Below are 24,410 nucleotides of genomic sequence, written 5' to 3' on the forward strand. Positions count from 1 at the left end.
GGCGACGCCTGAAACGAAACAACCATGAACCGAACACCAAACGAGTTCGTAGAGCCGGTTATGTTGCGTAGCTTACGCCCTGTCTCGCTCGATGACCTTGGGGCCGTGCACGCGGCCCTTCAAAACCACGACCTGGTCCGCTGGCTGGGGGCATTGCCATTGAATGTCGATTGGGAAACGTCCCGGAAGTACCTTGAGTTCCTCCTGGACCCAGAAGTGGAATCTGCGGCAATCTGTTTAGGTGACCGACTGGTCGGAACCGTCAGCAATGGCCTTGAATTATCATTCTGGCTGGAACCTCGCCTTCACCGTCGCGGCTTAGGAAATTGGGCTATCTCGACTTTTATCGAGAGGCTTCCATCTCATTGTCACACGATTACTGCTTGCTGCATGATAGACAATTTCGCGGCTTCGGCAGTACTGGGGCAAATCGGGTTCCAGCGAGATAACCTGCCGTTAAGACGATTTTCGTTTGTTCACGAACACTCTGTTCCGATGTGGCGACACACACTGAAACGGTTCCCTGAAATTTAGGAATCCCAGCACAAATTTCGCTTGCTAATTTACATTGCCAGCTATTGATACTCAACCTCTGCGGATTACTTTGATAGCGTTGAGATACTCCGGAAGCTCGGTAGGGAAAAGCCTTGCCGAGGAAACCAATAGCTGAGGACGTCCTTACATATGTGCACTGTGGTGACCTTGTGAAAATAGCGTGCTCATTAATCACCAGCAGCGCGCCTAAAACAAGCGGAGCGCCAAGGGGCGTTCAGGTATCTTCCTGAGCGGTCTATTGATCACGCCCCTACGATCACAGCAGGATAGAATTTGAAAAGGAAACAACTGAAATGACAAAAGCAGGCTCGTCAGACAGATCATTCTTACACGGACATGCTGACGGAGGCGTATGGGATAAGGCCGGTGCTCCCACGGGCGAAGATGGGTGGGATCCGATTGATCTCGGGAACGGGATTTTTATGTTGGAAGTCGGCAGTGGGAACCCCGGCGGGACGCTCGGGCTTTTGGTTGGTGATGAAGGTTCTGTCCTGATCGACAATGGTTTGCAAAAAGCCGCCGATGTCACTGTATCCACAACCGAGAAGCTGGCTGGCGGACCGATAGATTTTCTTATCAGTACGCACCTTCATGGCGATCACGTCGGCTGTAATGCGAATTACGCGGCAAGGGGCGCAACTATTCTAGCCCATGACGAAACACGCCGCGCGCTGTTGGAAGATGATCAGTTCGACAAGGCCGGACTGCCGGTCATCACTTTCAATGACAGGATGACGTTCCACCTGAATGGGCAGACAATTGAACTGATGCACTTTGCTAATGCGCACACCGTCAGCGACACAATCGTCCATTTTGTCGAGGCTAATGTCATTCATGCTGCTGATCTGTTCTTTAACAAGATCTATCCGTTCGTCGATCTTGAGAATGGCGGCAGCATCGACGGGTTTATATCAGCTCAAAGACAGATCATCGATTTGGCCAACGACGATACTGTTATCATAGCAGGGCACGGTCCTGCGGGTAACAAGTTCGACATGCAGGCTTCGGTCGATTTGATGCTTGCGATCAAGGACACGATGAAACCCCTCGTCGATCAGGGCATGTCCATGGATGAAGTCCTAGCGCAAAATCCGTTATCCGTCTTTGAGAAGTTCGCCTGGTTTCACATTCCAACCGAGCGGATGACGATGATCATCTATTGTCTGCTGGCAGAGAGCTGAAACTCTCTTGGCCGAAATCACCACCTAGAATTTGGCCGTCGAGAATAAGGGCACAATGCGAGGCAGTTAACTGCCTCGCTCAAAACCCCATACAGCCCGCAATAGGCGCGCTTCACAGATGATAATGGAACCGCAAGATCAGCGGAATTTGCTAACCTGTTCCAGTTGAGGCAACGGTAGCGCAGCGAGTGTTAGCTAGCCTTCTGGTGATACATGTGTAGGGGATTTCTTCCAGGTTGCAGAGAAAGGCACCTGGCGAAGAAACGGAACAGATATCTCCTGCAATAGGTTCGAAGTCCGCTCGGAAATGTACGGTGCTTTTTACACAGATAACCGCGTAGTTCGTTGGGTCTAATCCGATATGAGTAAAATGCGCGCGATCAAGACATTGGTTCCGTATACTTGTGACAACAAGGTCAATACTTGCCTCGTGCCCAACCAAACGTAGGGCAGCTGTCTCGCCCAACGTAGCTACCCCACCGCCATACATTTTTCCGGTATAGCGACAAACGCCATCACCCAAAGCCAGAACTTCAAACTCTGCTTTGACTGGAACGTGCCCAGCCAAGTTGGACTTTGCACCGACTGCAAGTTTTATCCGTGCACCTTCTCCGGCCTCATGGGCATGTTTTGCACTTTCAGGGTCATGGAACAGACCCATTAAGACACTCTTTGTCCCGCCCTCAATCAGTGCTGCCAGCAAGCCTGTAGTATCTGATGTCCCGCCCGCACCAGCGTTGTCCTGGACATCTGCGACAACAATGGGTTTTCCCCGCCTCTCGCGACATATCGAAACGGTTTCCTCCAGAGACAACATCGAACAATCAAGATCGGCTTCGCGAGATACAAACAAATGCACGACTTCTTCCGCGGCAGCAGCAGCATTCTGGGCTGTGGCCGCGTAGGCAAGACATGATGGGCCTGTGTCTGAGAAGTCCGCAGCGGTGAAACCGAGGGCGATTTCTGCCAGAATTTCCTGCTTCTCAAATCTCTCGGGCAACTGATAGATCTCGCTGAATGGCTTGGAGCCCGTATGTTGCGCATGCAGAGGGATGAGGTAAGGCACCGGTTGGAAAGCCTTGTAGAGCGTTTCGCCCGCTAGTAACCGCTGCAGGACTGGAACGCATCGTGCGCCCGTTTCCGCCATATCCAAGTGGGGATAGGTTCTAAAAACAGACAAATAGTCTGCATTGTCGACCATCTCAGCCGAGATGTTGGCGTGAAGGTCCAAACTTGCGACCACTGGCACTTCGAAGCCCACAACTTCACGTACACGACGCAGAAGCTCTCCCTCACCGTCAGCGAGGCTTTCGGTGACCATTGCCCCATGGAGATCGAGATAAACGCCATCAATGTCGCCCACATCCCGGATGCGATCCAACAACATCTCGCAAATTGTTTCGAATGCGTGATCGGTTACATGTGCAGACGGCTCGGCAGAACACCACAGGGTTGGTGCGACTTCAAATCCTGCTGCCGCTGCAGCCTTCGCAAAACCGGCGATAGGTAGGTTCATGCCAAACGTTTCCGATATCACCTGCGCACCGTGCAACATGCTGGGCCAGGAATCGGCCATCTCAAACTCGTGCAGACCGGCCTGCGTCACACCAAAGCAATTAGTTTCATGCTGAAAACCCGCGATCGCAATACGCTTGGTCGCCATCATGTGTGCTCGATTTCTTGTTCGGCATGGGGTGCAGAAAAAACACTTTGGCCATTGCGGATCGTTTCAAGCACCCGCGTATCTGTCAGGCGGTCCGGATCGTGCAGTGGATTACGCGAAAGGACAACAAAGTCAGCAACTTTACCCGGTTCGACAGAACCGCGCTGCTCGTCCTTGAAGACTTGCCAAGCAGCGTCGATGGTCTGAGCGCGTAAGGCTGACAGAACGCTGATCTTCTGATCTTCACCGAGCACGCGACCAGAAACGGATTTTCGATTTACCGCACAGTGGGCCAGATGGATCGGACGCGTCGGAGTGACCGAGGCATCATTGTGGATTGTATATCGCAAGCCAAACCGCTCAGCAGACGCCGCAGGGGATATCCGCTCGGAGCGCTGCGGCCCCAAGAATGTATCGTAGTGGCGATCACCCCAAAAATGTATATGAGCCGGAAAGAAACTGACGGTAAGTCCAAGCTGGGCCATACGCTCCAACTGATCATCCCGCAGAGCCTGACCGTGGATAATGGTGTGGCGATGATCTTGGCGAGGATGCGCAATAAGCGCCTTTTCCACCGCATCTATGAACATCTCGGCACCGGCATCACCATTGCAGTGGCAATGCATTTGGAAGCCCTTGCCATGGAGTTTTCTGACGTCGGCATCTAACTGTTCTTGTGAGGTGTAAACCATCCCACAAGGGTGGCAGGGATCGGACGGCTTGAAATACGGGGTAGACAAAAACGCGGTCTGCAACTGAAAAGCCCCGTCCGTGAACAATTTGCGCGGACCCAGTGTGAAATGCGGGTTGCCGGGCCAGTTCGTACCGATCCAATGCTCGGACAATTCGGGTTCCAGACTTCCGACGGGTAAGAGCTCAATGTCTATTCCCGGATCCAGATCCGCGGGCTGGCTGGCAAAGTGTTCCAACATGGTTTGCGACGCCCAGGCGTTTTGGGCATAGGTCACACCATAGGATAGGTATTCGTCACGACAGGCCTCAAAGCCTAGCCAGAACCTTTCGCGGTCGATCAGGAAATCAGTATCGCCCATCTCGCCCATGGCCGATAATCCTTCGATCAATCCCGTCAGGGCTCCGGTTTCAGGATCACGGCCAAAGCGGCCGCCTTCTGGATCAGGTGTTTGACAGGTTAACCCGCGCCTCTGAAGGGCAACAGAATTGGCCACGCCACAGTGCCCCGACGCATGAATAACCCAGATTGGATGACGCTGTGATACATCGTCCAGCTCAGCCCGCGTAGGCATGCGGCCTTCGCGAATGGCAGTATTATCAAACAACACGCCCATGACCCACTCACCCTCGGGCGTCTCGCCAGCCTTTTCCCGAATCCTGTTCAACGCCTGCGCCATGTGCTTGCAGTCCCCTAAAGGGGGCGACGATAAGTCGACACGGAACAGCCGTATGAACCCTGGATCCGGGAAATGCCCGTGCGGGTCGATAAACGCCGGCATCAGTGTACGACCTTGTAGGTTATACTCATGTGAGTCAGCCGGCATGCGTGCGCGCAGATCTGCTTCAGCACCGACGGCCTGAATTCTTTTGCCCTCGGTCAGAACAGCCTCTGGAGAGGAGTTCTGTGCATCCATAGTCAGGATTGTGCCGTTAAAATATAGTGTGCTTGGCATTGGGTTTCCTACTACGACAGCGGGGCCAGACAACGCAGCCCGTGGCCGCCATTTACTTCCCATTCCGGAGTCTGGGTGCAGATATCCTTGGCAAAGGGACAACGCTCGCGGAACTCACAACCGGACGGGCGTTTGAGCAAACTGGGGGGCTCACCTTTAAGAGCGATCCGTTCCAACCGCGCATCCGGGTCCGGCTCTGGGTTGGCACTCAGCAGGCAGCGGGTATAGGGATGGCGCGGCTCGTTAAAGATGGCCTCGGTTGTACCTTCTTCAACCAATCGGCCCAAATACATGATGCCCATTCTGTCAGCCACATGGCGTACGACGCTAAGGTTATGCGTGATAATCACCATCGCAAGCCCCAGCCTTTCGCGCAGGTCGTTGAGCAGGTTCAGCAGCTCGCCCTGAACCGACACATCGAGACCTGCAGTGGGCTCATCCGCAAGGATCAATTTGGGTTCCAGTGCCAGTGCACGTGCCACACCCACACGCCGAGCTTGGCCACCAGATAGCTGATAAGGATAGCGGTCCGCGAAATGCGTGGGCAAGTTGACCATTTCCAACAGGCGCTTGGCTTCGGCGTCCATGTCACGGTCTTTCATGCCCTGAATGCGGTAAGGCTCGGTAATCAGACTGCGGATGGTCAGACGCGGCGACAGGCTTCCAACCGGGTCTTGAAACATCATCGCCATGTCTTTGCGCAACGGGCGCATGACACTTTCGGGTGCGCCCCGAATTTCCTGACCTTCGAAGGTGACCGAGCCATCTTGCGCAGGTGCTAGCCCGGCAATGGCGCGAATGACCGTGGTTTTACCAGACCCACTTTCACCAACAAGCGCGTAAGTCTCTCCGGGTTCTACGGTAAAGCTGACACCCGCCAGTACATTGACCGGGCCATAGCTGGTATTGAGGTCCACAACGTTCAGCAAGCTCATGATGCGACCTCCTGATGGTTCAGCCAGCACGCAGCGTGATGGCCTTCTTTCAATTGATCCAGTGGCGGCACTTCGGTGGCGCAGCGCGCCATGGCCTGATCACAACGATCCCTGAAAATGCAGCCACCCGGCAGGTTGGCCAAGTCGGGCACTTCGCCGGGGATGGTTGGCAATACACGGGCACGCTCTTTGATGTGACCGGGGTCGCATTCGATCAGTCGGCGTGTGTAAGGGTGTTTAGGATTGTGAAAAATCTCCCGCACGTCCCCGCTTTCAACAACTGCGCCAGCATACATCACAACAACCCTGTCGCAGAGTTCTGCGATCACGCCCAAATGGTGCGAGATGAACAGGATGGCACAGTGAAACTCGCGCTGCAGCTCTTGCAGGCGCTCAATGATCTGCACCTCCAGCGTCGCATCCAGTGCAGTTGTCGGCTCATCCGCAATCAAAAGATCAGGTTCGGACATCAACGCCATCGCGATGGCGATCCGTTGACGCATCCCGCCAGAGAATTCATGCGGATATTGCGCCAGACGCGCCTCAGGGTCAGGAATGCCAACAGCGCCCAACAATTTGGCCGCGTGCGCCAACTTGTCAGCCTTGGACTGTCTGGATCGGTGCTGAATATCCAGCATCTGCTGACCGATAGTCAGAACCGGGTTGTGCGTTTGCATCGGATCCTGAAAGACGATGGATATATCCGCCCCGCGCAGGTCCCGCATTTGCCGCTCAGAAGCTTGCAGCAAATCCTTCCCCTTGAACCTAATTTCTCCTTCACGGAACCGGGTATTGGGCGCGGTCAAACGCAGAATGGATGAGATCAATGTGGATTTACCACAACCGGACTCTCCCACGATGCCAACGATTTCGCCTTTGTTGACGTTGAATGTGATGTCCCTCAATGCCCTGAGGTCGCCACGGCCTGTTTCGTAATCGACGCAAAGCTGGTCGATTTCCAGAAGTGTCTCGGTCATCGCTGTTTCCTCAGTTTCGGGTCAACTACATCGCGCAGGCTTTCACCCAGAAACGTGAAGCCAAGCGTTGCCAGAATGATCGGCAGGCCTCCGCCAACAACCAACCAAGGAGTTTGGCGGATCAGGGAATAGCCATCCTTAAGCAAAGAACCCCAGCTCGGGGTCGGAGGCTTAACGCCCAGACCCAGGAAGGACAGGCCGGCCTCAAGCGCGATGACTGTAGGGATATCCATTGCCGCCAACACAGCCAGAACGCCAATGATGTTGGGCAGCATATGAACGCCTAGAATGCGCGCCATGCTGGCCCCCATTGAACGTTCAGCCAGGATGAACTCAGAGTTGCGGAGTGTCAGCGTTTGGGTCCGCGCCACACGCCCATATGTTGGGATCGAGGTCGCCATGACGACAAACACGACCGTCTGCAGACTGGGCCCGATCAGGGCCACAACGGCCAGCGCGAACATCACTGTCGGAAAGGACCGGATGGTATCGAAGAACAGCATTAGAAGATTATCGAGCCATTTCGGCCCATACCCTGCAATCATGCCCAGTGTCAGGCCAATCGCCATTGCTCCGAACACGGCGGGCAATGCCACCTTGAGCGCAACTTGGCCCCCCGCGATGACCCGCGAAAACGTATCGCGCCCTAACTGATCTGTGCCCAGCAGGTGTGCTGTGGACGGTCCCTGCAAGCGGGATTTGATATCCATCGCAATCGGATCATAGGGTACGATCCAATACGCAAAGATTGCGCAGAAAACGATGATACCGACGATGATTAAGCCCATGAGACCAAGCGGGTCGCGCGCAACGCCGACTATGATCTGGCCCATTTCGGAACGAGATTTTTCCATGTGCCTGCCTCCTCAATGAGCCGTGCGCGCGCGTGGATCAAGCAGCGCATTGATCAGATCGGCCAATGCGGTCGACACCACGAACAAAGCTGTTGATACTAGGACAGAGCCCATCACAATCGGGTAGTTTCGGGTCGTAATGCTGTCGATGACCAGTTTGCCCAAACCAGGTCGGGCAAAGACGATTTCAGCGAAAACCGCCGAGCTGAGAAGAAAACCCATCCCAACACCGATTACGGTAACCACGGGCAAAATGGCGATCCGCAGCGCGTACACCATGACCACGCGACGTTCGGCGATACCAAAGGCTCGGGCCGTGCGGACATGGCTTTCACCCATAACCTCCAGCATCGACGCGCGTACCAACCGGGCAATATAGCCAACCCAACTGAGCCCGATGGCAAAGGCGGGCAGGACCAAATGGTCAAGACGGTCAAGGAAGCCTTCCCCGGCACCGATCGCGGGAAACCACTGTAGATGCACTGCAAAAACCAAAAGAGCCAAGAGCGCGACAACAAAGGCCGGAGCGGCCACAAAACTGACAGATATCGCGGCGGCAACCCGGTCGATCAACGTATTGGGATGCGCAGCCGCATAGGCGCCGAGTGCGATGCCCAGCGTAGCTGACCACAGGATCGACGCGAAAATCAGTTCCAATGTGAATGGTAGTTGCTGGAACACGATGTCAGTCACGGAACGACCCGAAAAGACATCGGTTCCCAAGTCACCCTGCAAGAGGTTTCCGTAAAAAATCAAAAGCTGTTTCCAGATTGGCTGGTCCAGCCCCAACGCTACTGTGAGTTGGGCCTGAAGCTCGGGCGTGGCGCGTGGGCCGAGCATGATTTGGACCGGGTCGCCTGGCACGGCGCGGATCATCAGGAACATGACGGTGACCGCCACGAACAGGATAAGCAGCGACAGCCCGAAGCGACGGGTTGCGAATTTCAGCATGGCCAACTGGCTCCTTTTGGCTTGATGGCGTTGGTGTTGGTACGGCGAGCGTTACGCACCCGCCGCACCCGGTCGACCTGGGGAGATCAGGTCGCCTTGCCAAAATAGCGAAGCAGGGACAGGCCATCTGGCCGCAGCGCTGGAATGACGCGTGCGCTGTGAATAACCGGTGTCGCCTCGTGAGTGATAAAGCGATAAGCACCGCTTTCTTCCATCAGATCCTGCGCACGCTGATACATTTCAGCTCGCTTTGCGATGTCCGTTTCAGCAGCCGCAGATTCATGGATTTCGTTAAATTCCGGGCTGTTAAACCGTTCCCAGTTCCATTTCCCGATCTGTTCTGGTGTGAACCACGACGTCGCATAATACGGATCAGGCGTCATCGAGAAACGGTTCAGAACAAGCTGTAGGTTCTCATTGTCACCGGACGCCCAGAATGCCCCAGATTCCAGAACGTTAACCTCAACCGTGATTCCGATCTGCGCCAGCGTCGCCTGAATAATCTGTGCAGTTGTTGTAAAGGTCGTCTTGTTCAACGTATCGAGGGTTAGCGTGACATTGGTTTCACCGGATTCCGCGAGCAACTGCGCGGCTTTCTCGAAGTTCGCCTCAGGTGGTACAAGCGAAGATGGCCGATGGCCAGCAAGGCCCGGTGCGATGATGCCGGTAGCCGGTTCAGCAGCTCCAAAATATGCTGCCTCCAGGATGCTCGGAACATCCACTGCGTGCTGAATTGCCTGCCGCAGTTTTTGATTTTGCAGCTTTGGATGCTCGACGTTCATTCCCATCCAGACATAGTAAAGCGAGGGTTTCTCAACCAGCGACCCACCATTGGGAACCCCGGCGCGATACCGCTCAACCGAGCCCAGCGACACGCGAGTTACGTCCAACTCGCCTGCCTCGAACGCAATCTCGGCCGTGTTTTCATCATCGATCGGATAGATCTCGACGGTATCCCAAGCGGGGGCATCCCCTTTCCAGTCAGGGTTGCGCTTTAGAACGGTCTTTTCTTTGGGCGACCAACTGTCTCGCAGATACGGGCCGGATTCCGCAACCGGATCAGCACCGATCCGGCCACCGGCGGCTTCGACCGCTGCCTTCGAGACGATGTTTCCAGTAATATACGGCAGGGCAATCGACCAGATCGGGGCAAACGGGCTGTTCAGAACGATTGTCCCTTCACGGTCTCCTGTCACTTCAACATGGCTGAATGGCCCTAGGTCGGGCTTATTCGGACTGTCGGTCGTGTCGTCCACGATCCGTTCCATGCTGAATTTGACGTCTTCAGCAGTCATCGCGCCAAATCCGTTGGTGAATCCAATATCGTCACGCAATGCGAACTTGATATGGGTCGGGTCAACCTGCTCGATCATAGTTGCCGCATCCATTTGCCAACCCCATTCCTCGCCCGGCTTGTATTGGATCAGCTTGTTGTAGATGGAGGCATGCACTTCTTCTTCAACGACACCAACGGAATGTGCTGGATCCATGTTCTGTGCATCACCATAAGCCCGCACCCGCAGAACACCGTCATCTGCTGCAAACGCGCGGTTCGCCCACCCCATCGGAAGCGCTGTAGCGGCCCCTAGCGCAGTTGCGCCTTTCAGAAACCTCCGGCGACCAACATTGGCCTTTGTCCATTCGATCTTCATAGTATCCTCCCTTAGATTAAGTCAGAGAAGTCCGCGTGGAACGGTTTCGGACCATTCCCTTGTTAGGACTTCGATTTCATTTGCGCCTTCAGTGGCGCGTAGTTTGCGGTAGAGATAGAAATTCTCGGTGTCACAGCTCATGCGGCACTCGGTCGTGATGGCGACCTGCCATTCTTCGCGCTCGAACGAAAAGCTCCAAGCGGTCTCGAAATACGCGGTTGTCGGATCATCGGGGTGAATGCGGTAAAGCATGCGTACGTCGCTACCAACAATCAGATCGTGGTAGGGATCGCGCGTTTTACCATAGTCATCAAACGTTTCCAGAACCACGCAACCGCTTTCGGTCACCGTGCGTTCTGATTGCGCTGAAGGTAAACGCAATTGCTCAGCTGCCAGAATCGGATACGCCTGCGCCGGACCGGGTTCAGAGGCTTGAATTTCATGCGCAACTTCACGCACTGGCAAATGCAGAGCACAATCTAGCAAGTGTAAAGTTACCGTGGCCGATTGAGGTGCTGGCCAGACAATCGGCCAGTAAGACGTCGTCAACGCCAGTCGCAAAACGTGGCCCTCGCGCAAATGGTGCGCACATTCGTTCAGCGTGATTTCAGCCTCGTAGAGCTCACCTGGTTGCAGGACCTGCGGCGTCTCATGACTGTGGTAGTGACACAGGTTCAACGGACGATAGCTGATCCGCTGTGACACACCTTCGGGTGAAACATCACACAGCCGCGCGACAAGCTGGGCAACAGGCTGATCCACTGAAAACTGAAACTTTAGCTTTGCCCGACCCAGCAGCTCGAGCGGTGCTTGCAGCGGCGAGCTGTCAAAACAGACCGATAAGGCATCATCACCGGCCTGATCCCCTGCAAGTTCATTGTCGATACGCATGCCCGCGCAAAAATACCCGCTGTCTTCACCAACATAGCAAGGCGATGCGACAGCGACCGCACCAACCACCGGGTCCCGCGAAAACCCGCCAGGAACCAGATGCCAGACCCGTTCCGAGACATGAGGTGACGGCCATGCAGTCTCTGCAATCCAACGACCTTTCCGAGGACCGTTTTGCGCAGTCGGATTGAAGTGTTCCTGCATGTAAGTCCGATAGGCAGGCAAATCCTCGGCGCCATTTTGTTGTCCCTTCAGCCAGCGGTCAAACCATCCGACGACTTCGGAATGAAAATCTGCGGGATCAAGCTTTGAGATGTGCGGATAGCGGTGTTCCCACGGCCCAATGATAGCTTTGGTTGGCGCCGTCAGGTTGGCTGCCAAAGCCGGAGGCGCATTGACGTAAGCATCTGCCCAGCCTGTAATCGCCAAGACAGGGGTTTGGATCGCGGTCCAATCCTCGCAAACTGAGCCGTGCTTCCAATATGGGTCGCGCGTCTGATGTCGCAGCCAATCTGCAGAAGAGAATGGGACGTTTTGCAGTCGGGCAAGCCAGTCCTGTCGCCAATCTGCTCGAAGCTCTGGATCAGCTGGGCGCGTCAGATAGGCAAACATCTGACTGCCCCAATTCATGTTGTCACTCAGCAGGCACCCACCCATGAAATGGATGTCATCGGCATATCGATCCACAGTCGAAGCGACACTGACGATGGCTATCAGTGCAGGTGGTTGCCTGAAGGCCAGCTGCAGACCATTAAACCCGCCCCAAGATATCCCAATCATCCCGACATTGCCGTCACACCAATCCTGCGCGGCAATCCAGGCTATGACTTGCTCACCATCATGCAGTTCCTGTTCCGAGTACTCGTCGTCGAATTGCCCTTCGCTGTCCCCGGTGCCAGCTATGTCGACCCGAATACAGGCATAGCCTGCCTTTGCAAAAACCGTGTGTGTTGTTTCGTCTCTGGGCGCGGTACCGTCACGTTTGCGATATGGCAGATATTCCAGAATGGCCGGTGTGGGGCCTGTCTCGGGCAACCAGAGGCGCGCCGCAAGCCGTCGCCCATCGGCGAGTGTGATCCATGTGTTTTCGATTGTTTCGATTGGCATCTGAAGCTTGTCTGTTACGATCTGATGCTGAAGAAGAAACCGATTTGCAGATAAATCAAATTGTGCAATCTTATGCGAGTTGACGCAGTTTGCAGTGATATAGCGTCAAAACGCGAAAGGTTTTTCTTGTGTCCGAGTATTTTTCTGCCAACTTACGATCGTTGTGCGCAGAGCATGGAAACATTTCGCAGATTTGCCGCGAAATCGGCGTCAATAGACAGCAATTCAATCGCTATTTGAATGGCTCCAGCCTGCCCTCTGCCCATAACATGCGCCGCATTGCACGTCATTTCGACCTGACCGAAGCACAGCTTTTCGAGGAAACTGCAAGCTTCGAACGAATGCTAAGAGGCGTCCTGCCACAAGTTGGGAAAACGCCCACAGATGCGTTTTTGGAACCCTTCCGGGGGCAACAGAAAAACCTGAGGCGCTACATAGGTTTTTATCATTCCTATTTCTGCACGCCATCTTGGGAAGGAAAAATCTTCTGTTCATTGATCCGCATTCAGGAAGTTGAAGGGCTAATCACGATCCGGTCCCGTGAAATTGCCACGTCTCCAGACAAGAGCATGCATCAGATTTCGCGCTACGCTGGCTTTGTAACTATGCGCGGGAACAGGATATTCGTGACCGAACACGAGCTCGCGCGCGAAGGCAGCGTTTCAAATACAATCTTGTACTCGGCGCATCGCCAGCAACTGAAGTATTTGCGAGGGATGACCATGGGCGTTGCTTGGCGCCCATACCCCCATCCATACGCAGCCAAAACAATCTGGAAACGTCTGCACGAACGCGTAACTGCGCGCGAGGCGATCGCAGCTTGTGGCATTTACCCAATTCAAAGTAATAGGATTGATCCAACTGTCAGAAAGCACCTGACCGAGGTTTGAATCGCCGGATTCACATAAGCGGCAGCTCCGTTCTTTAGGTGCCGACTCCAATTCCGATAGCAATTTTTCGTCCAAGCTGTACGAGATTAATTCGTACCAGTTCTTCGAGACAGCACTGACAATGCCGCAAGTCTAGCTCGTGCAACGGGTAATGTTCGTCACTGATTGCTGCGAAGAGGCGGACTATGGCCCAGGCATCACCACCGATCTGGCATACCATGTGCGCGCAGTAGCATTTGTGCTGCTTCTGCAAACATGCTGCCTGTCTGACGTCTGGCACGAAACACTGGTCAGAACTTAACCCACCGCTGCACGAAAACGCCGCCCCCGATCAAAGGGGCGGCGCAAGGTTCGTAACGCTATAGGTTGATTACTCGGCAGCCTGTGTGCTTGCGTCAGCATGCTTGTCACGCTGTCCGTCGCGGTAAAGCGCTTTGGTCAGCGAGACCATCATCAGCGCCATCACCATGGTAAATGGCAATGCACCGATGATCATCGCGTTGCGCAACGCATCCATCGGGTTGTTTTCCCCTGCAGCAAGGATCAGCGCGCCGATCACAGCCGTCAGGATCACCCCCCAGATGATGCGGTGCTTGATGCCGGTCTCCTGGCTGCCGCCGGACATGATGGTGTTCATCACCAGAATGCCCGAGTCAGCTGAGGTCACCAGGAAGGTCATGATCAGGATCACGCACATGACGTTCAGCACGGACAGCAGCCCTCCGTCGATCATGTAGGACAGGGTCACGAACAGCTTGTTTGTGTTCGAGGCACCAATGATCGCGCCTTCTGCGGCACCGGCCAGTTCAAGATCAATCGCGGTGCCACCCAGTACAGTCATCCAGGCGAAGCACACCAGTGCCGGTGCAAGCACGCAGCCCAGAATGAACTCACGCACGGAGCGACCTTTGGAGATACGCGCCAGGAACAGGCCCACAAACGGCGAGAACGCAATCCACCAGGCCCAGTAGAACGTGGTCCAACCGGCCTGCCAGCCGAATTGACGGCCCTGCTCACCAGCGGCATATGCCGCGGCCAGCGTGGCCTCGTCCAGTTCAGCTGCTGCGCCCTCCAGACCGCTCTTGAAGCCATCAAAGCTGCCCCAGGCGTTGGTTGCGCCACCCATCAGGGCATCCGCATGTGCCTGCGCTTCGGCAGGCAGAGCCGCCGCAAAGGCCTCGGCTGACAGCGGGCCATAGGCACCAAAGCTCAGCGAGAGGAAGTTCAGAAGGTAATCAACCAGGGCTGTACCATAGGTGGTCATAGCAAAGACAAAGGACCCGAAGATCACAAACGTGCCCAGCAGGATGATCGACAGGACAAGGTTCAGGTTCGACAGGTATTTAACACCCCGGCCAACACCCGACACCGCCGAAATGATGGACAAGCCCATGATAACGACCAGACCAGCAATCAGACCAACTTTGCTTGGCGTCGGAACATCTCCGCCAAAGTCCATGATCCATTCCATGCCGGTGATGGCATAGAGACCGTCGATGAACTGGCTGACGCCAAAACCGATGGTCACGGACACACCCAGGATCGTTGCAACAACGCCCAGAACGTCGACCACATGGCCAAGGAATCCGTTCATCAAACGACCGAACAGCGGGGTCAGAGCCGCACGGATGGTCAGAGGCATGTCACGGGTATAGGCGTAATAGGCCAGCGACAGGCCAGTCACCACATAGATTGCCCAGGCGTGGAAGCCATAGTGCAGGAAGGTATACCGATAGGCCGACTGAACGGAGTCGGGATCGTTGCCAGCAACTGCACCGGACACGACCTCGGGGTTTGATCCCCACAGGCCCAGCGGTTCAGCGGTCGCAAAGACCATCAGGCCGACACCCAGACCGGCACCAAACATCATCGAGAACCACGAGAAGTTCGAGAACTCGGGCTTTTCGCCAGGTGTTCCCATGACCCGCTTCCCTGTCGACGGCAGGATCGCCACAATCACCAGAAAGATGGCAAACAGGCCGACAATAACAATGTAGAAGCTGTTGAAGATTTCCAGCAGCTTGCCATTCCAGCTACCGAGGGTGCTGTTGGCATTGGCTGGGAAGACAAGCGCCCACAGTACAAGGGCAACCATGATGCCCTTGCTGATCAGCGCAATCGGTACGCTGTAATTCTCATAGAAACCGGCATCCGCCGTTTCTATCTCTAGATCCGTAAATGGTTCAGGTAATGACATAAGGTTCCTCCCAGTTGTCACTTTTTCATTATTTTTCCGCACAGGTTAGTTGGCTTTGTACCATGAACCCGACGGGCCTTTGGTTCGAACACACGTGCCGATCTTCTCATGCAGCGTGGCGGTTAGCGCTACGTCTCCGGTAGCGGCACATTCAAGGATTACCGACGGCTCACATCTGGCAGGCGAGCATTGCTCGCCGACTGAAACGACGCGATCAGGTTCAGAAGTGGTCACGTCTGGCTCCAAATTCGGCAATTCCGATTCAGAGCAGAATGCAGCTAGAGGGCGATATCAGTCAAACTCAATTAGCTTTAATTAACTTCAGTAAAGATGAAGTCGGTAACTTTCCTTGCCAGAATTCAACAACCGCACGGATCTACTTAGGTGCATGCATAGGGTCGACACTAATGATCTGACCCGCGCCAACAGGTCGTAACCTTTGAATAGCGTTGGGCCTATCCCGCCCTATCCGACGCGAAACCGGTTCAGTCAATTTCGGCCTCGGCCGGGTTGGTAACAGCTACAGTCCCCGTCGCATAGATCTCTATCAGGGCTTCGCCAGTCTGTGATCCTTCTAGCTCAACCTCAATGATCTCAAGGAATTTTTCGGTCTCAATCGCAGCCGCCGCCACTGTCCGCATATAGATTTCCCAAAGATTATACTTGCGTTTGGGCGAAAGATTCCCATCATTCGATATGCAGTCTCGTATTGTGAGAATTTCATTAACATGCACCTAGAACGTCTGATCCAGATACTTGAAATCATCGCAGTCGTCGGACGCCCTGTTTCGGTGGCAGAGGTTCAACGTGCAACCGATCTGCCCAAGCCCACATGTTACCGGCTCATTCAGTCACTTGTTGAACAAAATCTCCTCGACGAACCCTCTGATGACGGAAAATACATCATTGGCGAGCGGATGATCAGGATTGCCTTGCTTGGAAAGTCCGATGCCGATGTCCGACGCTGTGCAGCCCCCCTCATGCGCCTCGCAGCGACAAATTTTAATGAAACGGTTTTTCTTGCGCGCTTTCGCGACAACAAAGTTGAAATCATCCACGTAGAAACACCCGATGATCCCGCTCGTGCCTTCATTCATCCGGGCTTGGGCGTACGTCCCATGCATGCCTGCTCGTGCTCGAAAGCCATTGCCGCTTTTGCGGAACCGGAATTTCGCGAAAGCATCATGTCAGGGAGCCTGAAGGCGTATACTGAACACACCAAGACGTCCGAAGATGAGCTACGCCGCGAATTCGAGATAATTAGCGAACGCGGCTTTGCCGATTGTGATCAGGAAATCGACATCGGAATTGCCAGCGTTGCGGCACCGGTATCGATCGGCAACATCGGAGCTACGTTCAGTATTGGTGCGGTTGGCCCCATTCGCCGGTTCCGCACCGAATACCGCATCGAGATCGGCGAGAAACTGAAAGGCTTGTCCAAGAAGGTCAGTGGCGCAATCCAGCTGTGCAACGTAACGGACACATAAGGAAACGAACAACTACCGGCCATTTTGGCCAAAAGGATGACACTGAGAATAGGAAAAATTCAACAAACCGGAGGAAACCAAATGAACCTGAGACCAGATCCAACGTTTCACGCCTCGCCTAAGCTTGCAATGCAGGCACCGGTGGAAAACTACGCCTTCACTGTAATGCTCAGCCCGGACGGATCGCAATCTGATGGCATCGCGGTCATTGACCTCAAACCGGACTCAGACACCTATGGCCAGATCGTACATCAGGTCATTGTTCCCAACAAAGGCGACGAATTTCACCATTTCGGCTGGAACGCCTGTTCGTCATCTCTGTCTCCTCTGACCGGGCACGCCTTTCTGGAACGACGTTATCTGATCGTACCTGGAATCCGATCCTCACGTATTTACATCATCGACGTGAAAGACCCGTTGAAGGCCAAGATCCACAAGACGATCGAACCCGAAGAACTATTTGCAAAAACCGGTTATTCGCGCCCGCACACCATCCATTGCGGTCCCGAAGGGATCTATGTTTCCTGCCTTGGAGGTGGCGGCGAAGACGGTACAGACGGACCTCCGGGCATCTTCATCATGGATTGCGAGACGTTCGAAATAATCGGGCAATACGAGATGGATCGCGGCAAGCAGGACAAGCACTATGATTTCTGGTGGAATCTGCCGCAGGACTACATGGTTAGTTCCGAATGGGGTTTGCCGCCGCAGTTTGAAAACGGCGTGGTGCCCGAGGACCTGTTGTCGAACAAGTATGGCCATTCGATCCACTTCTGGGACTTGCGCGCGCGCAAGAATATCCAGACGATGGATTTCGGCGACAATTACCAGATGGCACTGGAAATTCGCCCTGCGCATGACCCGACAAAATCTTATGGTTTCTGTGGTGTCGTGGTGGACACCACCAACCTGCAAGGCGCAATTTTCACATGGTGGCGCGGTGACGACGGCAAATGGCAGTCCAAGAAAACGATCACCATCGACCCGCGTCCCGAAAAGCCCGAGAACCTGCCGCCACTGTTGCAAGGGTTCGAGGCCGTGCCGCCGCTGGTCACCGATATCGACCTGAGCCTAGACGACAAATACCTCTATGTTGCGTGCTGGGGGCTGGGCGAGATGCATCAATACGATGTCAGCGACCCGATGAACCCGAAGCTGACCGGAAAAGTCGAGCTGGGCGGCATCGCCCGCGGCACCAAGCACTCCAACGGCAAGGATTTTGCCTATGGCCCGCAAATGGTAGAAATCAGCCGCGACGGCAAGCGCGTCTACTGGACCAACTCGCTTTATTCCACCTGGGACAACCAGTTCTATCCCGACGACGAAGGCGGACAAATGGTGATGGCCGATGTGGGCGAAAACGGGGGGCTGACGCTGAACAATGACTTTTATGTCGACTTCCCCAAAGGTCTGCGCAGTCACCAAATTCGCCTGGAAGGCGGTGACTGTTCGACCGACAGCTTCTGCTATCCGTCCGTCTAAGAAATGGGCGACATAACAACAATGACAGCCCTTTGGTGGGCTGTCATTTTTTCTGGACTCTACCACGGTATCAACCCTGGCATGGGTTGGCCGCTGGCCGTTTCGGCGGCGTTGATGGAGCGAAAGCACAGCGCCCTGCCAAAAGCGCTGGCAATGCTGGCCACGGGGCATTTCCTCGCGATGATTGGCATCTTGTTGCCGCTCTCACTGATGATGTTCCTTGTTCAGTGGGAAGTTCAAATCCGCGTGGTCGCCGGGCTTTTGGTTATCGCCATGGGCCTCTATCTGCTGATCAACCGAAGACATCCGAAAATTCTGGCGCGCGTGCATCCTGCCCGGTTGGCGCTCTGGTCATTCCTCGCTGCGATGGCGCATGGGGCTGGTTTGATGCTGGTGCCGATTTTTCTGGGCATCTGTGCGATTGGAGCGAACGAAACCGGTCATGCCGCAGCACAAACACTTATGAGCAGCAACGTGACGACTGCGTTTCTTGTTGCAGCAGTACACACGTTGTCGATGACAATTGCTGGCGGCACCATCGCAGTTGTGATCTACCTTTGGCTGGGGCTCAGGTTCCTCTCAAAGACATGGTTCAATCTTGATGTCGTTTGGGCACTCAGCCTCATCGCCGTCGGAGCATTCGGACTCTATGCAGCACTTTTTGGCCATTGAAATCGGTTACCCGACCAAATGCCACCTGTTCACGAGCTGGCAGAAACCAGCAATCCCGGCAGTTAATCTTTCAACGCATCTAGTGGCACCTGAAGCACCGCGTTGCCGGTTTAGTCAGGTGGAATTTCTCCTGCAGGCTCTGCCGCAAACTTTTCAACTTGATTGCCTGGAATAACCCCGACCGGCATGATGCGTGAGTCAATCTGCAAAGCGGATGCTCAACACGCTCTCGTTCAAAGGATGCCATTTTCCAAAGCACATCGTTGTCCACGCAATCTACTTTTACTCACGATACTCAGTGCCTTAACGCGACCTGGAGCAGATATTGGCTGAGCGGGGCGTTGCGGTTGATCATGTGACAATCAGCAGATTGGGTGGTGAAATTCTCGCCCCAAGTCAAGATTGAGACGCACAAATGCAAGCGCCCTAGTGCAGTTTCATGGCACATGGACGAAACCTATCTCAAAGTGCGCGGCCATTGGAAGTATCGGTATCGGGCGGTTGATCGCGACGGCGAAACCCTTGACTTTATGCCGTCTGAAAGTCGTGATACCGCGGCGGCCAAGCAATTCTTCGCCGAGGCATTGGCCAACAAAGGCATACCGTTGCAGATCGTGGTCGACAAAACCGTCCCTCTCGCTGCAAAATCTGTTTTCATCCCAAGATCAAACATCTTCTTTAAACTGCTTACGCAACCAGTCCACAAAGATCTCGACCTCTGGTCGTACAGCTTTTTTGGAAACAGGTTGCATTAGGAAATGTGCATCCGGGTGTGGCAGCGGTTTGCCGGCAAATCGAACGCCCGAGGCGAGCCCATTTTCGGCATTGACCAGTCGCGAGAACACTAGGGCATAGCCACCGCCACTCGCGACAAGTTGCAGCGCCGAAATGGTTGTGTCTACCAGGTATTGCGGGGCGTCTTGCGGCTTGGTGCAGTCATATGCGCTCAAGTATCGTTCCCAATGGCCTTCATGGCCTAATATGTGAACAAATGGACCAGACAGCAGATCCTGCACTTGCTTTGCACTGTTCTTCCGGCCTTTGGCGCATATCGGGACGATCGCTTCATCAGAGAGTTTCTCGGAGAGTGCGTCGGTCCAGTTGCCACGACCCAAGCGCAGCTCTACGTCGATCTCTTCTAAATTGGTGGTCTCTGTCCAGATATTTGTCACAAGGCGAAGATCTATCGTCGGGTGGTCTTTCTTGAATGACGGAAGACGGGGCGCAAGCCAAAGTGAAGCGGTCGATATCGGCGCCTTGATCGTAACTGTCTTCGTCGCCATCGACCCGAAAAGGTTTGCCGAGGCCATATCGATATCAGCAAGCGCCTGCCGGACAGTTGAGCAATAAGCCTGACCAAGCTCTGTGAGAGAGAGGTGTCTTGCGCGCCTCACAAATAACTTGTGCTGCAACTGCTGTTCCAATGATCGGATGTGCAGGCTGACGGCAGCCTGCGTCAGCCCCAATTCGACGCTTGCACTGGTAAAATTCAGATGTCGGGCCGCGGCTTCAAAGCTACGCAGCCAGGTTAGACTTATCTGGTTGGACGGCATTTACCACCACGAAAAATTTACGATAGATCGTTTTATCTATCAATTTTCTTCTATCAGCAAGTTCCCAAATTTGATCTTGTTTTGTTCTTTCACTCGACCAGGAGATACGGGCATGACTGAAAAAAACATAAATCAGCAGGTAATTGGGGTTCTGTCGCAAACTTTTTGGATGGCAGAACATCAGTGGAATTGATTAGCAGTTTACCCCGCCAGTTGGGCGAACTGCTGAAACGGACGGAGTTTGGGTGTGAATTGACCTTTGCGGATCATGTTGACCAGTTCTATGCCTGCCAGGACAGATGCGGCTGAAGCGAAAGATTTGAAGCCCAGCATGGGTCTGATCCTTCGTTTGATGAAGCGGTGATCCTGTTCAATGATGTTGTTGAGGTATTTCCGCCTGACCATATCGATCGGGATCGGACAACCAAAGCCTTTCAACATCTTGTTGATCGCCTTGATGCCAGCAGTATTGGCACCACTTTTGTCGATGACGATCTTGCGTGGCAATCCGTTCAACTCGAGAGCGCGGGCGAAGAACCTCGTCGCAGCGGCTTTGTTCCGGCGCTCGGACAACATGAAATCCAGGTCTTGCCGTGTTTGTCGATCGCTCGGTAAAGATAAACCCATTCGCCTTTTACTTTCACATAGGTTTCATCCATGCGCCACGAACGGTCTGCGGGACGCTTTCTATACCGCCCTGTTTCAGCAAGGGGACCTGCATATCGACTGACCCAACGGTTTAGCGTCGTATGATCCAGATCAACGCCACGTTCCGCCACGATTTCTTCCAGATCCCGGTATGAAACACCGTAGCGGAGATAGAAGAAAACCGCGTGAAGGATCACGTCTTTCGGAAAATGCGCGCCCTTAAATGAGATCTTCACGGCCTGCTCCTGTCGTGTTCCAGCACGCGCTACCAGAAATGCAGTCGAACTGACAGGTGGGGGCGAAGTTTGCGGCAGAACCCACGTAAACGTTTGCCTCAGCGACATTAGCATTTACCCAAATTCCTCTAGCGAGCACCTCCAAAGGATCTTGAATCCATAATGATCATTTATTCCTCATTTTGATCATTACCTTGACAGTAGTAGAATTCGCCTCTGCGAACCAATCCAGTCAGCTCTTTGATTTTTTTGACGACGAGACCGACCTATCCCGGTCTCGTCACAGGACTAACCCAGATGGTTGCCAATCTGGTCGATCAGGTTTTGAGCCTCATCAACTGAAATTTCCCTCCCGCGTATCCTGAGGCGGAGTTCCCCAGATGTCACCTCGGCCTGAATTGTGCCGCCTGTGGGAATGATAACCGGTGTCAAGCGTTGCACCTGCTGCGGGCGCCCGCCGCGCGATTTTGCTTTTTCCGCGTCCGGCACGCCCTTGATCGCAGCTTCAAGCAGACCCCATTCGGATTTGGAATCCAACGGGCCGGCGCCAGCCAATGCCTGGCGCAATCTGGTTTGTGCCCCGTCCCGCAATGCCGAAGCAAGCTTGAGCCCGGCCTTTTCTGACAACGACACGGGATGTTGCAGCAAATCCCCCAACGCTTCATGCACCATAGCAAAGCTACGGACCTTGGACCGTTTGGCTTTGGACGCTGCAGCAAAAAGCACATCGACAGCGGCCTCGGTTGAAGCAAAAACCCCCTGCCCCGCCGCCAGAACCGCGACGCGCCCGCGTTCATAAGGGCTGAGGTTCGAGCGCAGCTCATTCTCTTCCACCATCGAGACGTAAGCGCCCTGCCCTGTTCCAGCCTCACGGACAAATGCAGGAATCTCGATGAACCGAGCATCACTTTGGGACAGCCGCTTGAAGGCCTCCAGACGCCGATAGCCCGAGATCAGGCCAAAACTGTCACCGACCCGGCTCACCTCGATTGGCGTTCTCAAGCCGTGAACGCGCAGCGATTCCAACAGTTCCGCCATGGCTTCTTCGTCTTCAACCATCCGGTCACGGCGGATGAAATCCGGATCAATCTGATCCAGCGATATTTTTTCCGCAATCAAACCGGCGGTTTGTGCATCGCGCCATCGAGCTGCATCACCTTGGTCCTGGGCCAAAGCGACTCTGTCTGTCACGGACGCCATGCCACCCAAGGTAGCGGCCTCCGCCGCAACCTGAGCTATTGGAGGTGCGGACGAGCTTGCTTCAAACGGGCTGATCGACGGTTTCGCGGCGAAACCCGCTTCAAGCTGTTCGAGCTCTGTTGTGTCCGGTGCGGTCAGTCTTCTGCGTTTAGCCATCTGCCTCTCCTCCCATCTGAGCGTCGCGCCACCAGCAACCGATCAGAACCTCTTTGAATTCTGCGTAAGTCCGGTCAAACGTTTCCCGACCCCGAACATACGTATCCCGGTTAAAATCACGGTAGTCGGCTTCGTAGATCCCATTCACCTGCTCACCAGCCTGCCCGACCAAAGCAGTATAGTCCTGCCGGTAGGCATTCATGAAATCCCCGAAATAGGCCTGAATTACGTTCGCCATGTCTGTTTGCTGACTGGCATCAAACCGGGTGATGATTGCGCGTACAACATCCCATTCGAACTTGAGCTCAGGCAAGCCAGCTGCGCGTTGTGCCGTGTTTTCACCATCCTCGATACTGGCAAAGGTCGTATAGAGCATGTCAAAGAACCGACCCGTTGAATCAAACTCCAGAAACGAAGCTCCAAGCGGAACCAGAAGGATATCTGCTGCAGCCAGTGCATTGATCGTAAGGTACCCAAGTGCAGGAGGCGTATCGAGAAAGACGATGTCATAATCGTTGAGGATACCTTCATCCTCGAGGAAATTGGTCAGGCCGTCCCACAAAGGCCAACTTCTCAGCCCCATCCTCCACACTGGGATCTGGAACTCGGCCCAGTAAAGGTTCAACTGCGCACCTATCAGATCAATATTTGGCCAATGGGTGTTCTGAATTACATCGCCAGGGGTCGTTTTAAGCGCCTCTTGCAAGGTCTCATCCAATGGAATTTTAGGTTGACCTGCCGCATTGCGCACGCGGTTTTCCTCCTGCACCGCCCGAGCATAGTCCTTCGCGATCAAGGGGAACACAGTTTGCCATTCATCTGCGACGGACCCGCCAAGGATCGACGTCATGGATCCTTGGCTGTCGAGGTCGATGACCAGAACTTTGTATCCGTCCAAGGCGGCGGACATGGCCAGATGGGCGGCGGTCGAGGTTTTTCCAACACCGCCTTTGAAATTTGCAACGGAAACAACCTTTGCCGGAAGCCCTTCAGGCCGGTAGGGGAGATACTCCTTCGTGCTGACGCCTTCAGCCGCAAAATGCTGGCGCAAGGTCAGGACCTCTTCCAAAGTGAACCATTTTGAACCGGCTTCACCCTCGCCTTGAGGAAGATCAGGATGTGCTTTGAGGACACGGCGGAGATGCGCAGGTGCAACCGGAATTAGGTACTTAGTTATTTCCCAAATTGAAAACCTACGCAGCCGCTTTTCCCCATCAGGAGCATAACCTCGGCGAGCAAGATCCTCACGGCCTTTGGCGCAGAATGCCGCTGCTTTTGCGAATCGAGAGGTTCCTATAGGATCAGGTAACTTCCCGGCCGCTGTTGCGGGATCAAGATTCAGATATGGCGGTAGCGGAGGTTGGTTTGATTTGTTCACTGTCGTTGCCTCAGAAGATGTTCGCCTTAGCGGCGTATATTTAGGAATGTAGCGAACATTATCTTCTAAAGCTATCCTGCGATCGGAAGTTTTCCACAG

The 24,410-nt window shown here is 54.3% G+C and carries 22 protein-coding genes and 1 pseudogene; 8 read left to right on the top strand and 15 right to left on the bottom strand.

Annotated elements, in window-relative coordinates; all coding sequences use genetic code 11:
* The first annotated feature begins 60 nt into the window (after positions 1 to 60).
* Both AC2FLB_RS08775 and AC2FLB_RS08780 read left to right on the top strand, forming a co-directional pair.
* Positions 61 to 534 (top strand): GNAT family N-acetyltransferase, encoded by a 474-nt coding sequence (locus AC2FLB_RS08775; RefSeq protein WP_496709138.1) that lies wholly within the window; start codon positions 61 to 63, stop codon positions 532 to 534.
* 314 nt (positions 535 to 848) lie between these two features.
* Entirely contained in the window at positions 849 to 1,736 is an 888-nt protein-coding gene (locus AC2FLB_RS08780) for an MBL fold metallo-hydrolase (RefSeq protein ID WP_496709076.1), read from the top strand.
* Between the two features lie 151 nt (positions 1,737 to 1,887).
* Here AC2FLB_RS08780 and AC2FLB_RS08785 read toward each other — a convergent pair whose 3' ends face one another.
* From AC2FLB_RS08785 to AC2FLB_RS08820, 8 genes are all read right to left on the bottom strand, one after another.
* Positions 1,888 to 3,402 carry a M81 family metallopeptidase gene (locus tag AC2FLB_RS08785; protein ID WP_496709077.1) on the bottom strand — a complete coding sequence of 505 codons (1,515 nt, stop codon included), beginning with the start codon at positions 3,400 to 3,402 and terminating at the stop codon, positions 1,888 to 1,890.
* Positions 3,399 to 5,045, bottom strand: a complete 1,647-nt coding sequence (locus tag AC2FLB_RS08790; RefSeq protein ID WP_496709078.1) for an amidohydrolase — start codon at positions 5,043 to 5,045, stop codon at positions 3,399 to 3,401. Before AC2FLB_RS08790 ends, AC2FLB_RS08785 begins: the two co-directional genes overlap by 4 nt.
* Before the next feature lie 11 nt (positions 5,046 to 5,056).
* The gene (locus AC2FLB_RS08795) at positions 5,057 to 5,980 is read right to left on the bottom strand and encodes an oligopeptide/dipeptide ABC transporter ATP-binding protein (protein WP_142636099.1); all 924 of its coding nucleotides are present in this window, start codon (positions 5,978 to 5,980) and stop codon (positions 5,057 to 5,059) included.
* Positions 5,977 to 6,957, bottom strand: a complete 981-nt coding sequence (locus tag AC2FLB_RS08800) for an ABC transporter ATP-binding protein (protein ID WP_496709079.1) — start codon at positions 6,955 to 6,957, stop codon at positions 5,977 to 5,979. The genes AC2FLB_RS08795 and AC2FLB_RS08800 overlap by 4 nt, the downstream gene beginning before the upstream one ends.
* Positions 6,954 to 7,811 carry an ABC transporter permease gene (locus AC2FLB_RS08805; protein ID WP_496703015.1) on the bottom strand — a complete coding sequence of 286 codons (858 nt, stop codon included), beginning with the start codon at positions 7,809 to 7,811 and terminating at the stop codon, positions 6,954 to 6,956. Before AC2FLB_RS08805 ends, AC2FLB_RS08800 begins: the two co-directional genes overlap by 4 nt.
* 12 nt (positions 7,812 to 7,823) lie before the next feature.
* The gene (locus AC2FLB_RS08810; protein WP_271948705.1) at positions 7,824 to 8,762 is read right to left on the bottom strand and encodes an ABC transporter permease; all 939 of its coding nucleotides are present in this window, start codon (positions 8,760 to 8,762) and stop codon (positions 7,824 to 7,826) included.
* Between the two features lie 86 nt (positions 8,763 to 8,848).
* Positions 8,849 to 10,414: an ABC transporter substrate-binding protein gene (locus tag AC2FLB_RS08815; protein ID WP_282021720.1), complete on the bottom strand. Its 1,566-nt coding sequence runs from the start codon at positions 10,412 to 10,414 to the stop codon at positions 8,849 to 8,851.
* Positions 10,415 to 10,435: 21 nt separating this feature from the next.
* Positions 10,436 to 12,412 (bottom strand): CocE/NonD family hydrolase, encoded by a 1,977-nt coding sequence (locus AC2FLB_RS08820; RefSeq protein ID WP_496709080.1) that lies wholly within the window; start codon positions 12,410 to 12,412, stop codon positions 10,436 to 10,438.
* A gap of 128 nt (positions 12,413 to 12,540) precedes the next feature.
* Between AC2FLB_RS08820 and AC2FLB_RS08825 the strand changes: the two genes are divergently transcribed.
* Both AC2FLB_RS08825 and AC2FLB_RS08830 read left to right on the top strand, forming a co-directional pair.
* Positions 12,541 to 13,302: a helix-turn-helix transcriptional regulator gene (locus AC2FLB_RS08825; protein WP_281972993.1), complete on the top strand. Its 762-nt coding sequence runs from the start codon at positions 12,541 to 12,543 to the stop codon at positions 13,300 to 13,302.
* A gap of 151 nt (positions 13,303 to 13,453) precedes the next feature.
* Positions 13,454 to 13,603, top strand: coding sequence for a hypothetical protein (locus AC2FLB_RS08830; protein WP_496709081.1), 150 nt, complete (start codon positions 13,454 to 13,456; stop codon positions 13,601 to 13,603).
* 69 nt (positions 13,604 to 13,672) lie between these two features.
* Here AC2FLB_RS08830 and AC2FLB_RS08835 read toward each other — a convergent pair whose 3' ends face one another.
* Positions 13,673 to 15,499 carry a BCCT family transporter gene (locus AC2FLB_RS08835; RefSeq protein ID WP_496709082.1) on the bottom strand — a complete coding sequence of 609 codons (1,827 nt, stop codon included), beginning with the start codon at positions 15,497 to 15,499 and terminating at the stop codon, positions 13,673 to 13,675.
* 485 nt (positions 15,500 to 15,984) lie between these two features.
* The gene (locus AC2FLB_RS08840; RefSeq protein ID WP_496703007.1) at positions 15,985 to 16,140 is read right to left on the bottom strand and encodes a hypothetical protein; all 156 of its coding nucleotides are present in this window, start codon (positions 16,138 to 16,140) and stop codon (positions 15,985 to 15,987) included.
* Between the two features lie 87 nt (positions 16,141 to 16,227).
* Between AC2FLB_RS08840 and AC2FLB_RS08845 the strand changes: the two genes are divergently transcribed.
* The 4 genes from AC2FLB_RS08845 (at position 16,228) to AC2FLB_RS08860 (ending at position 19,895) form a co-directional block, all read left to right on the top strand.
* On the top strand, positions 16,228 to 16,986 hold the full coding sequence (locus tag AC2FLB_RS08845; protein WP_282021716.1) for an IclR family transcriptional regulator: 759 nt from the start codon (positions 16,228 to 16,230) through the stop codon (positions 16,984 to 16,986).
* 81 nt (positions 16,987 to 17,067) lie between these two features.
* A complete protein-coding gene (locus AC2FLB_RS08850; protein ID WP_281995033.1) occupies positions 17,068 to 18,468 on the top strand; it encodes a selenium-binding protein SBP56-related protein in 1,401 nt (466 codons plus the stop codon).
* A 3-nt stretch (positions 18,469 to 18,471) separates the two neighbouring features.
* Complete coding sequence (locus tag AC2FLB_RS08855; protein ID WP_496689454.1) at positions 18,472 to 19,140, top strand: hypothetical protein; 669 nt, start codon at positions 18,472 to 18,474, stop codon at positions 19,138 to 19,140.
* A 446-nt stretch (positions 19,141 to 19,586) separates the two neighbouring features.
* Entirely contained in the window at positions 19,587 to 19,895 is a 309-nt protein-coding gene (locus tag AC2FLB_RS08860) for a DDE-type integrase/transposase/recombinase (RefSeq protein WP_496709083.1), read from the top strand.
* Here the strand turns inward: AC2FLB_RS08860 and AC2FLB_RS08865 are convergent.
* The 5 genes and pseudogenes from AC2FLB_RS08865 to AC2FLB_RS08885 form a co-directional block, all read right to left on the bottom strand.
* Positions 19,806 to 20,450 carry a LysR substrate-binding domain-containing protein gene (locus tag AC2FLB_RS08865; RefSeq protein ID WP_496691631.1) on the bottom strand — a complete coding sequence of 215 codons (645 nt, stop codon included), beginning with the start codon at positions 20,448 to 20,450 and terminating at the stop codon, positions 19,806 to 19,808. The two genes, AC2FLB_RS08860 and AC2FLB_RS08865, sit on opposite strands and share 90 nt — an antisense overlap.
* A gap of 54 nt (positions 20,451 to 20,504) precedes the next feature.
* Positions 20,505 to 20,693 (bottom strand): annotated as a pseudogene (locus tag AC2FLB_RS08870) (LysR family transcriptional regulator); the annotation flags it as partial.
* A gap of 201 nt (positions 20,694 to 20,894) precedes the next feature.
* A protein-coding gene (locus AC2FLB_RS08875) for an IS6 family transposase (protein WP_496709084.1) occupies positions 20,895 to 21,577 on the bottom strand; the annotation gives its coding sequence in 2 pieces (ribosomal slippage) (positions 20,895 to 21,292 and positions 21,292 to 21,577; 684 coding nt in all).
* 288 nt (positions 21,578 to 21,865) lie between these two features.
* Positions 21,866 to 22,933: a ParB/RepB/Spo0J family partition protein gene (locus AC2FLB_RS08880; RefSeq protein ID WP_496709085.1), complete on the bottom strand. Its 1,068-nt coding sequence runs from the start codon at positions 22,931 to 22,933 to the stop codon at positions 21,866 to 21,868.
* Positions 22,926 to 24,311: an AAA family ATPase gene (locus AC2FLB_RS08885; protein ID WP_496709086.1), complete on the bottom strand. Its 1,386-nt coding sequence runs from the start codon at positions 24,309 to 24,311 to the stop codon at positions 22,926 to 22,928. The genes AC2FLB_RS08880 and AC2FLB_RS08885 overlap by 8 nt, the downstream gene beginning before the upstream one ends.
* Positions 24,312 to 24,410: the final 99 nt, after the last annotated feature.

This window comes from Ruegeria sp. CDSA236 (assembly GCF_059611285.1).

What these genes read in the sequence shown, in the direction of transcription:
- AC2FLB_RS08775 (WP_496709138.1), top strand. Translation starts at nt 61, where the DNA reads ATGTTGCGTAGCTTACGCCCTGTCTCGCTCGATGACCTTGGGGCCGTG.
- AC2FLB_RS08780 (WP_496709076.1), top strand. Translation starts at nt 849, where the DNA reads ATGACAAAAGCAGGCTCGTCAGACAGATCATTCTTACACGGACATGCT.
- AC2FLB_RS08785 (WP_496709077.1), bottom strand. Translation starts at nt 3,402, where the DNA reads ATGATGGCGACCAAGCGTATTGCGATCGCGGGTTTTCAGCATGAAACT.
- AC2FLB_RS08790 (WP_496709078.1), bottom strand. Translation starts at nt 5,045, where the DNA reads ATGCCAAGCACACTATATTTTAACGGCACAATCCTGACTATGGATGCA.
- AC2FLB_RS08795 (WP_142636099.1), bottom strand. Translation starts at nt 5,980, where the DNA reads ATGAGCTTGCTGAACGTTGTGGACCTCAATACCAGCTATGGCCCGGTC.
- AC2FLB_RS08800 (WP_496709079.1), bottom strand. Translation starts at nt 6,957, where the DNA reads ATGACCGAGACACTTCTGGAAATCGACCAGCTTTGCGTCGATTACGAA.
- AC2FLB_RS08805 (WP_496703015.1), bottom strand. Translation starts at nt 7,811, where the DNA reads ATGGAAAAATCTCGTTCCGAAATGGGCCAGATCATAGTCGGCGTTGCG.
- AC2FLB_RS08810 (WP_271948705.1), bottom strand. Translation starts at nt 8,762, where the DNA reads ATGCTGAAATTCGCAACCCGTCGCTTCGGGCTGTCGCTGCTTATCCTG.
- AC2FLB_RS08815 (WP_282021720.1), bottom strand. Translation starts at nt 10,414, where the DNA reads ATGAAGATCGAATGGACAAAGGCCAATGTTGGTCGCCGGAGGTTTCTG.
- AC2FLB_RS08820 (WP_496709080.1), bottom strand. Translation starts at nt 12,412, where the DNA reads ATGCCAATCGAAACAATCGAAAACACATGGATCACACTCGCCGATGGG.
- AC2FLB_RS08830 (WP_496709081.1), top strand. Translation starts at nt 13,454, where the DNA reads ATGTTCGTCACTGATTGCTGCGAAGAGGCGGACTATGGCCCAGGCATC.
- AC2FLB_RS08835 (WP_496709082.1), bottom strand. Translation starts at nt 15,499, where the DNA reads ATGTCATTACCTGAACCATTTACGGATCTAGAGATAGAAACGGCGGAT.
- AC2FLB_RS08840 (WP_496703007.1), bottom strand. Translation starts at nt 16,140, where the DNA reads ATGCGGACAGTGGCGGCGGCTGCGATTGAGACCGAAAAATTCCTTGAG.
- AC2FLB_RS08845 (WP_282021716.1), top strand. Translation starts at nt 16,228, where the DNA reads ATGCACCTAGAACGTCTGATCCAGATACTTGAAATCATCGCAGTCGTC.
- AC2FLB_RS08850 (WP_281995033.1), top strand. Translation starts at nt 17,068, where the DNA reads ATGAACCTGAGACCAGATCCAACGTTTCACGCCTCGCCTAAGCTTGCA.
- AC2FLB_RS08855 (WP_496689454.1), top strand. Translation starts at nt 18,472, where the DNA reads ATGGGCGACATAACAACAATGACAGCCCTTTGGTGGGCTGTCATTTTT.
- AC2FLB_RS08860 (WP_496709083.1), top strand. Translation starts at nt 19,587, where the DNA reads ATGGACGAAACCTATCTCAAAGTGCGCGGCCATTGGAAGTATCGGTAT.
- AC2FLB_RS08865 (WP_496691631.1), bottom strand. Translation starts at nt 20,450, where the DNA reads ATGGCCTCGGCAAACCTTTTCGGGTCGATGGCGACGAAGACAGTTACG.
- AC2FLB_RS08880 (WP_496709085.1), bottom strand. Translation starts at nt 22,933, where the DNA reads ATGGCTAAACGCAGAAGACTGACCGCACCGGACACAACAGAGCTCGAA.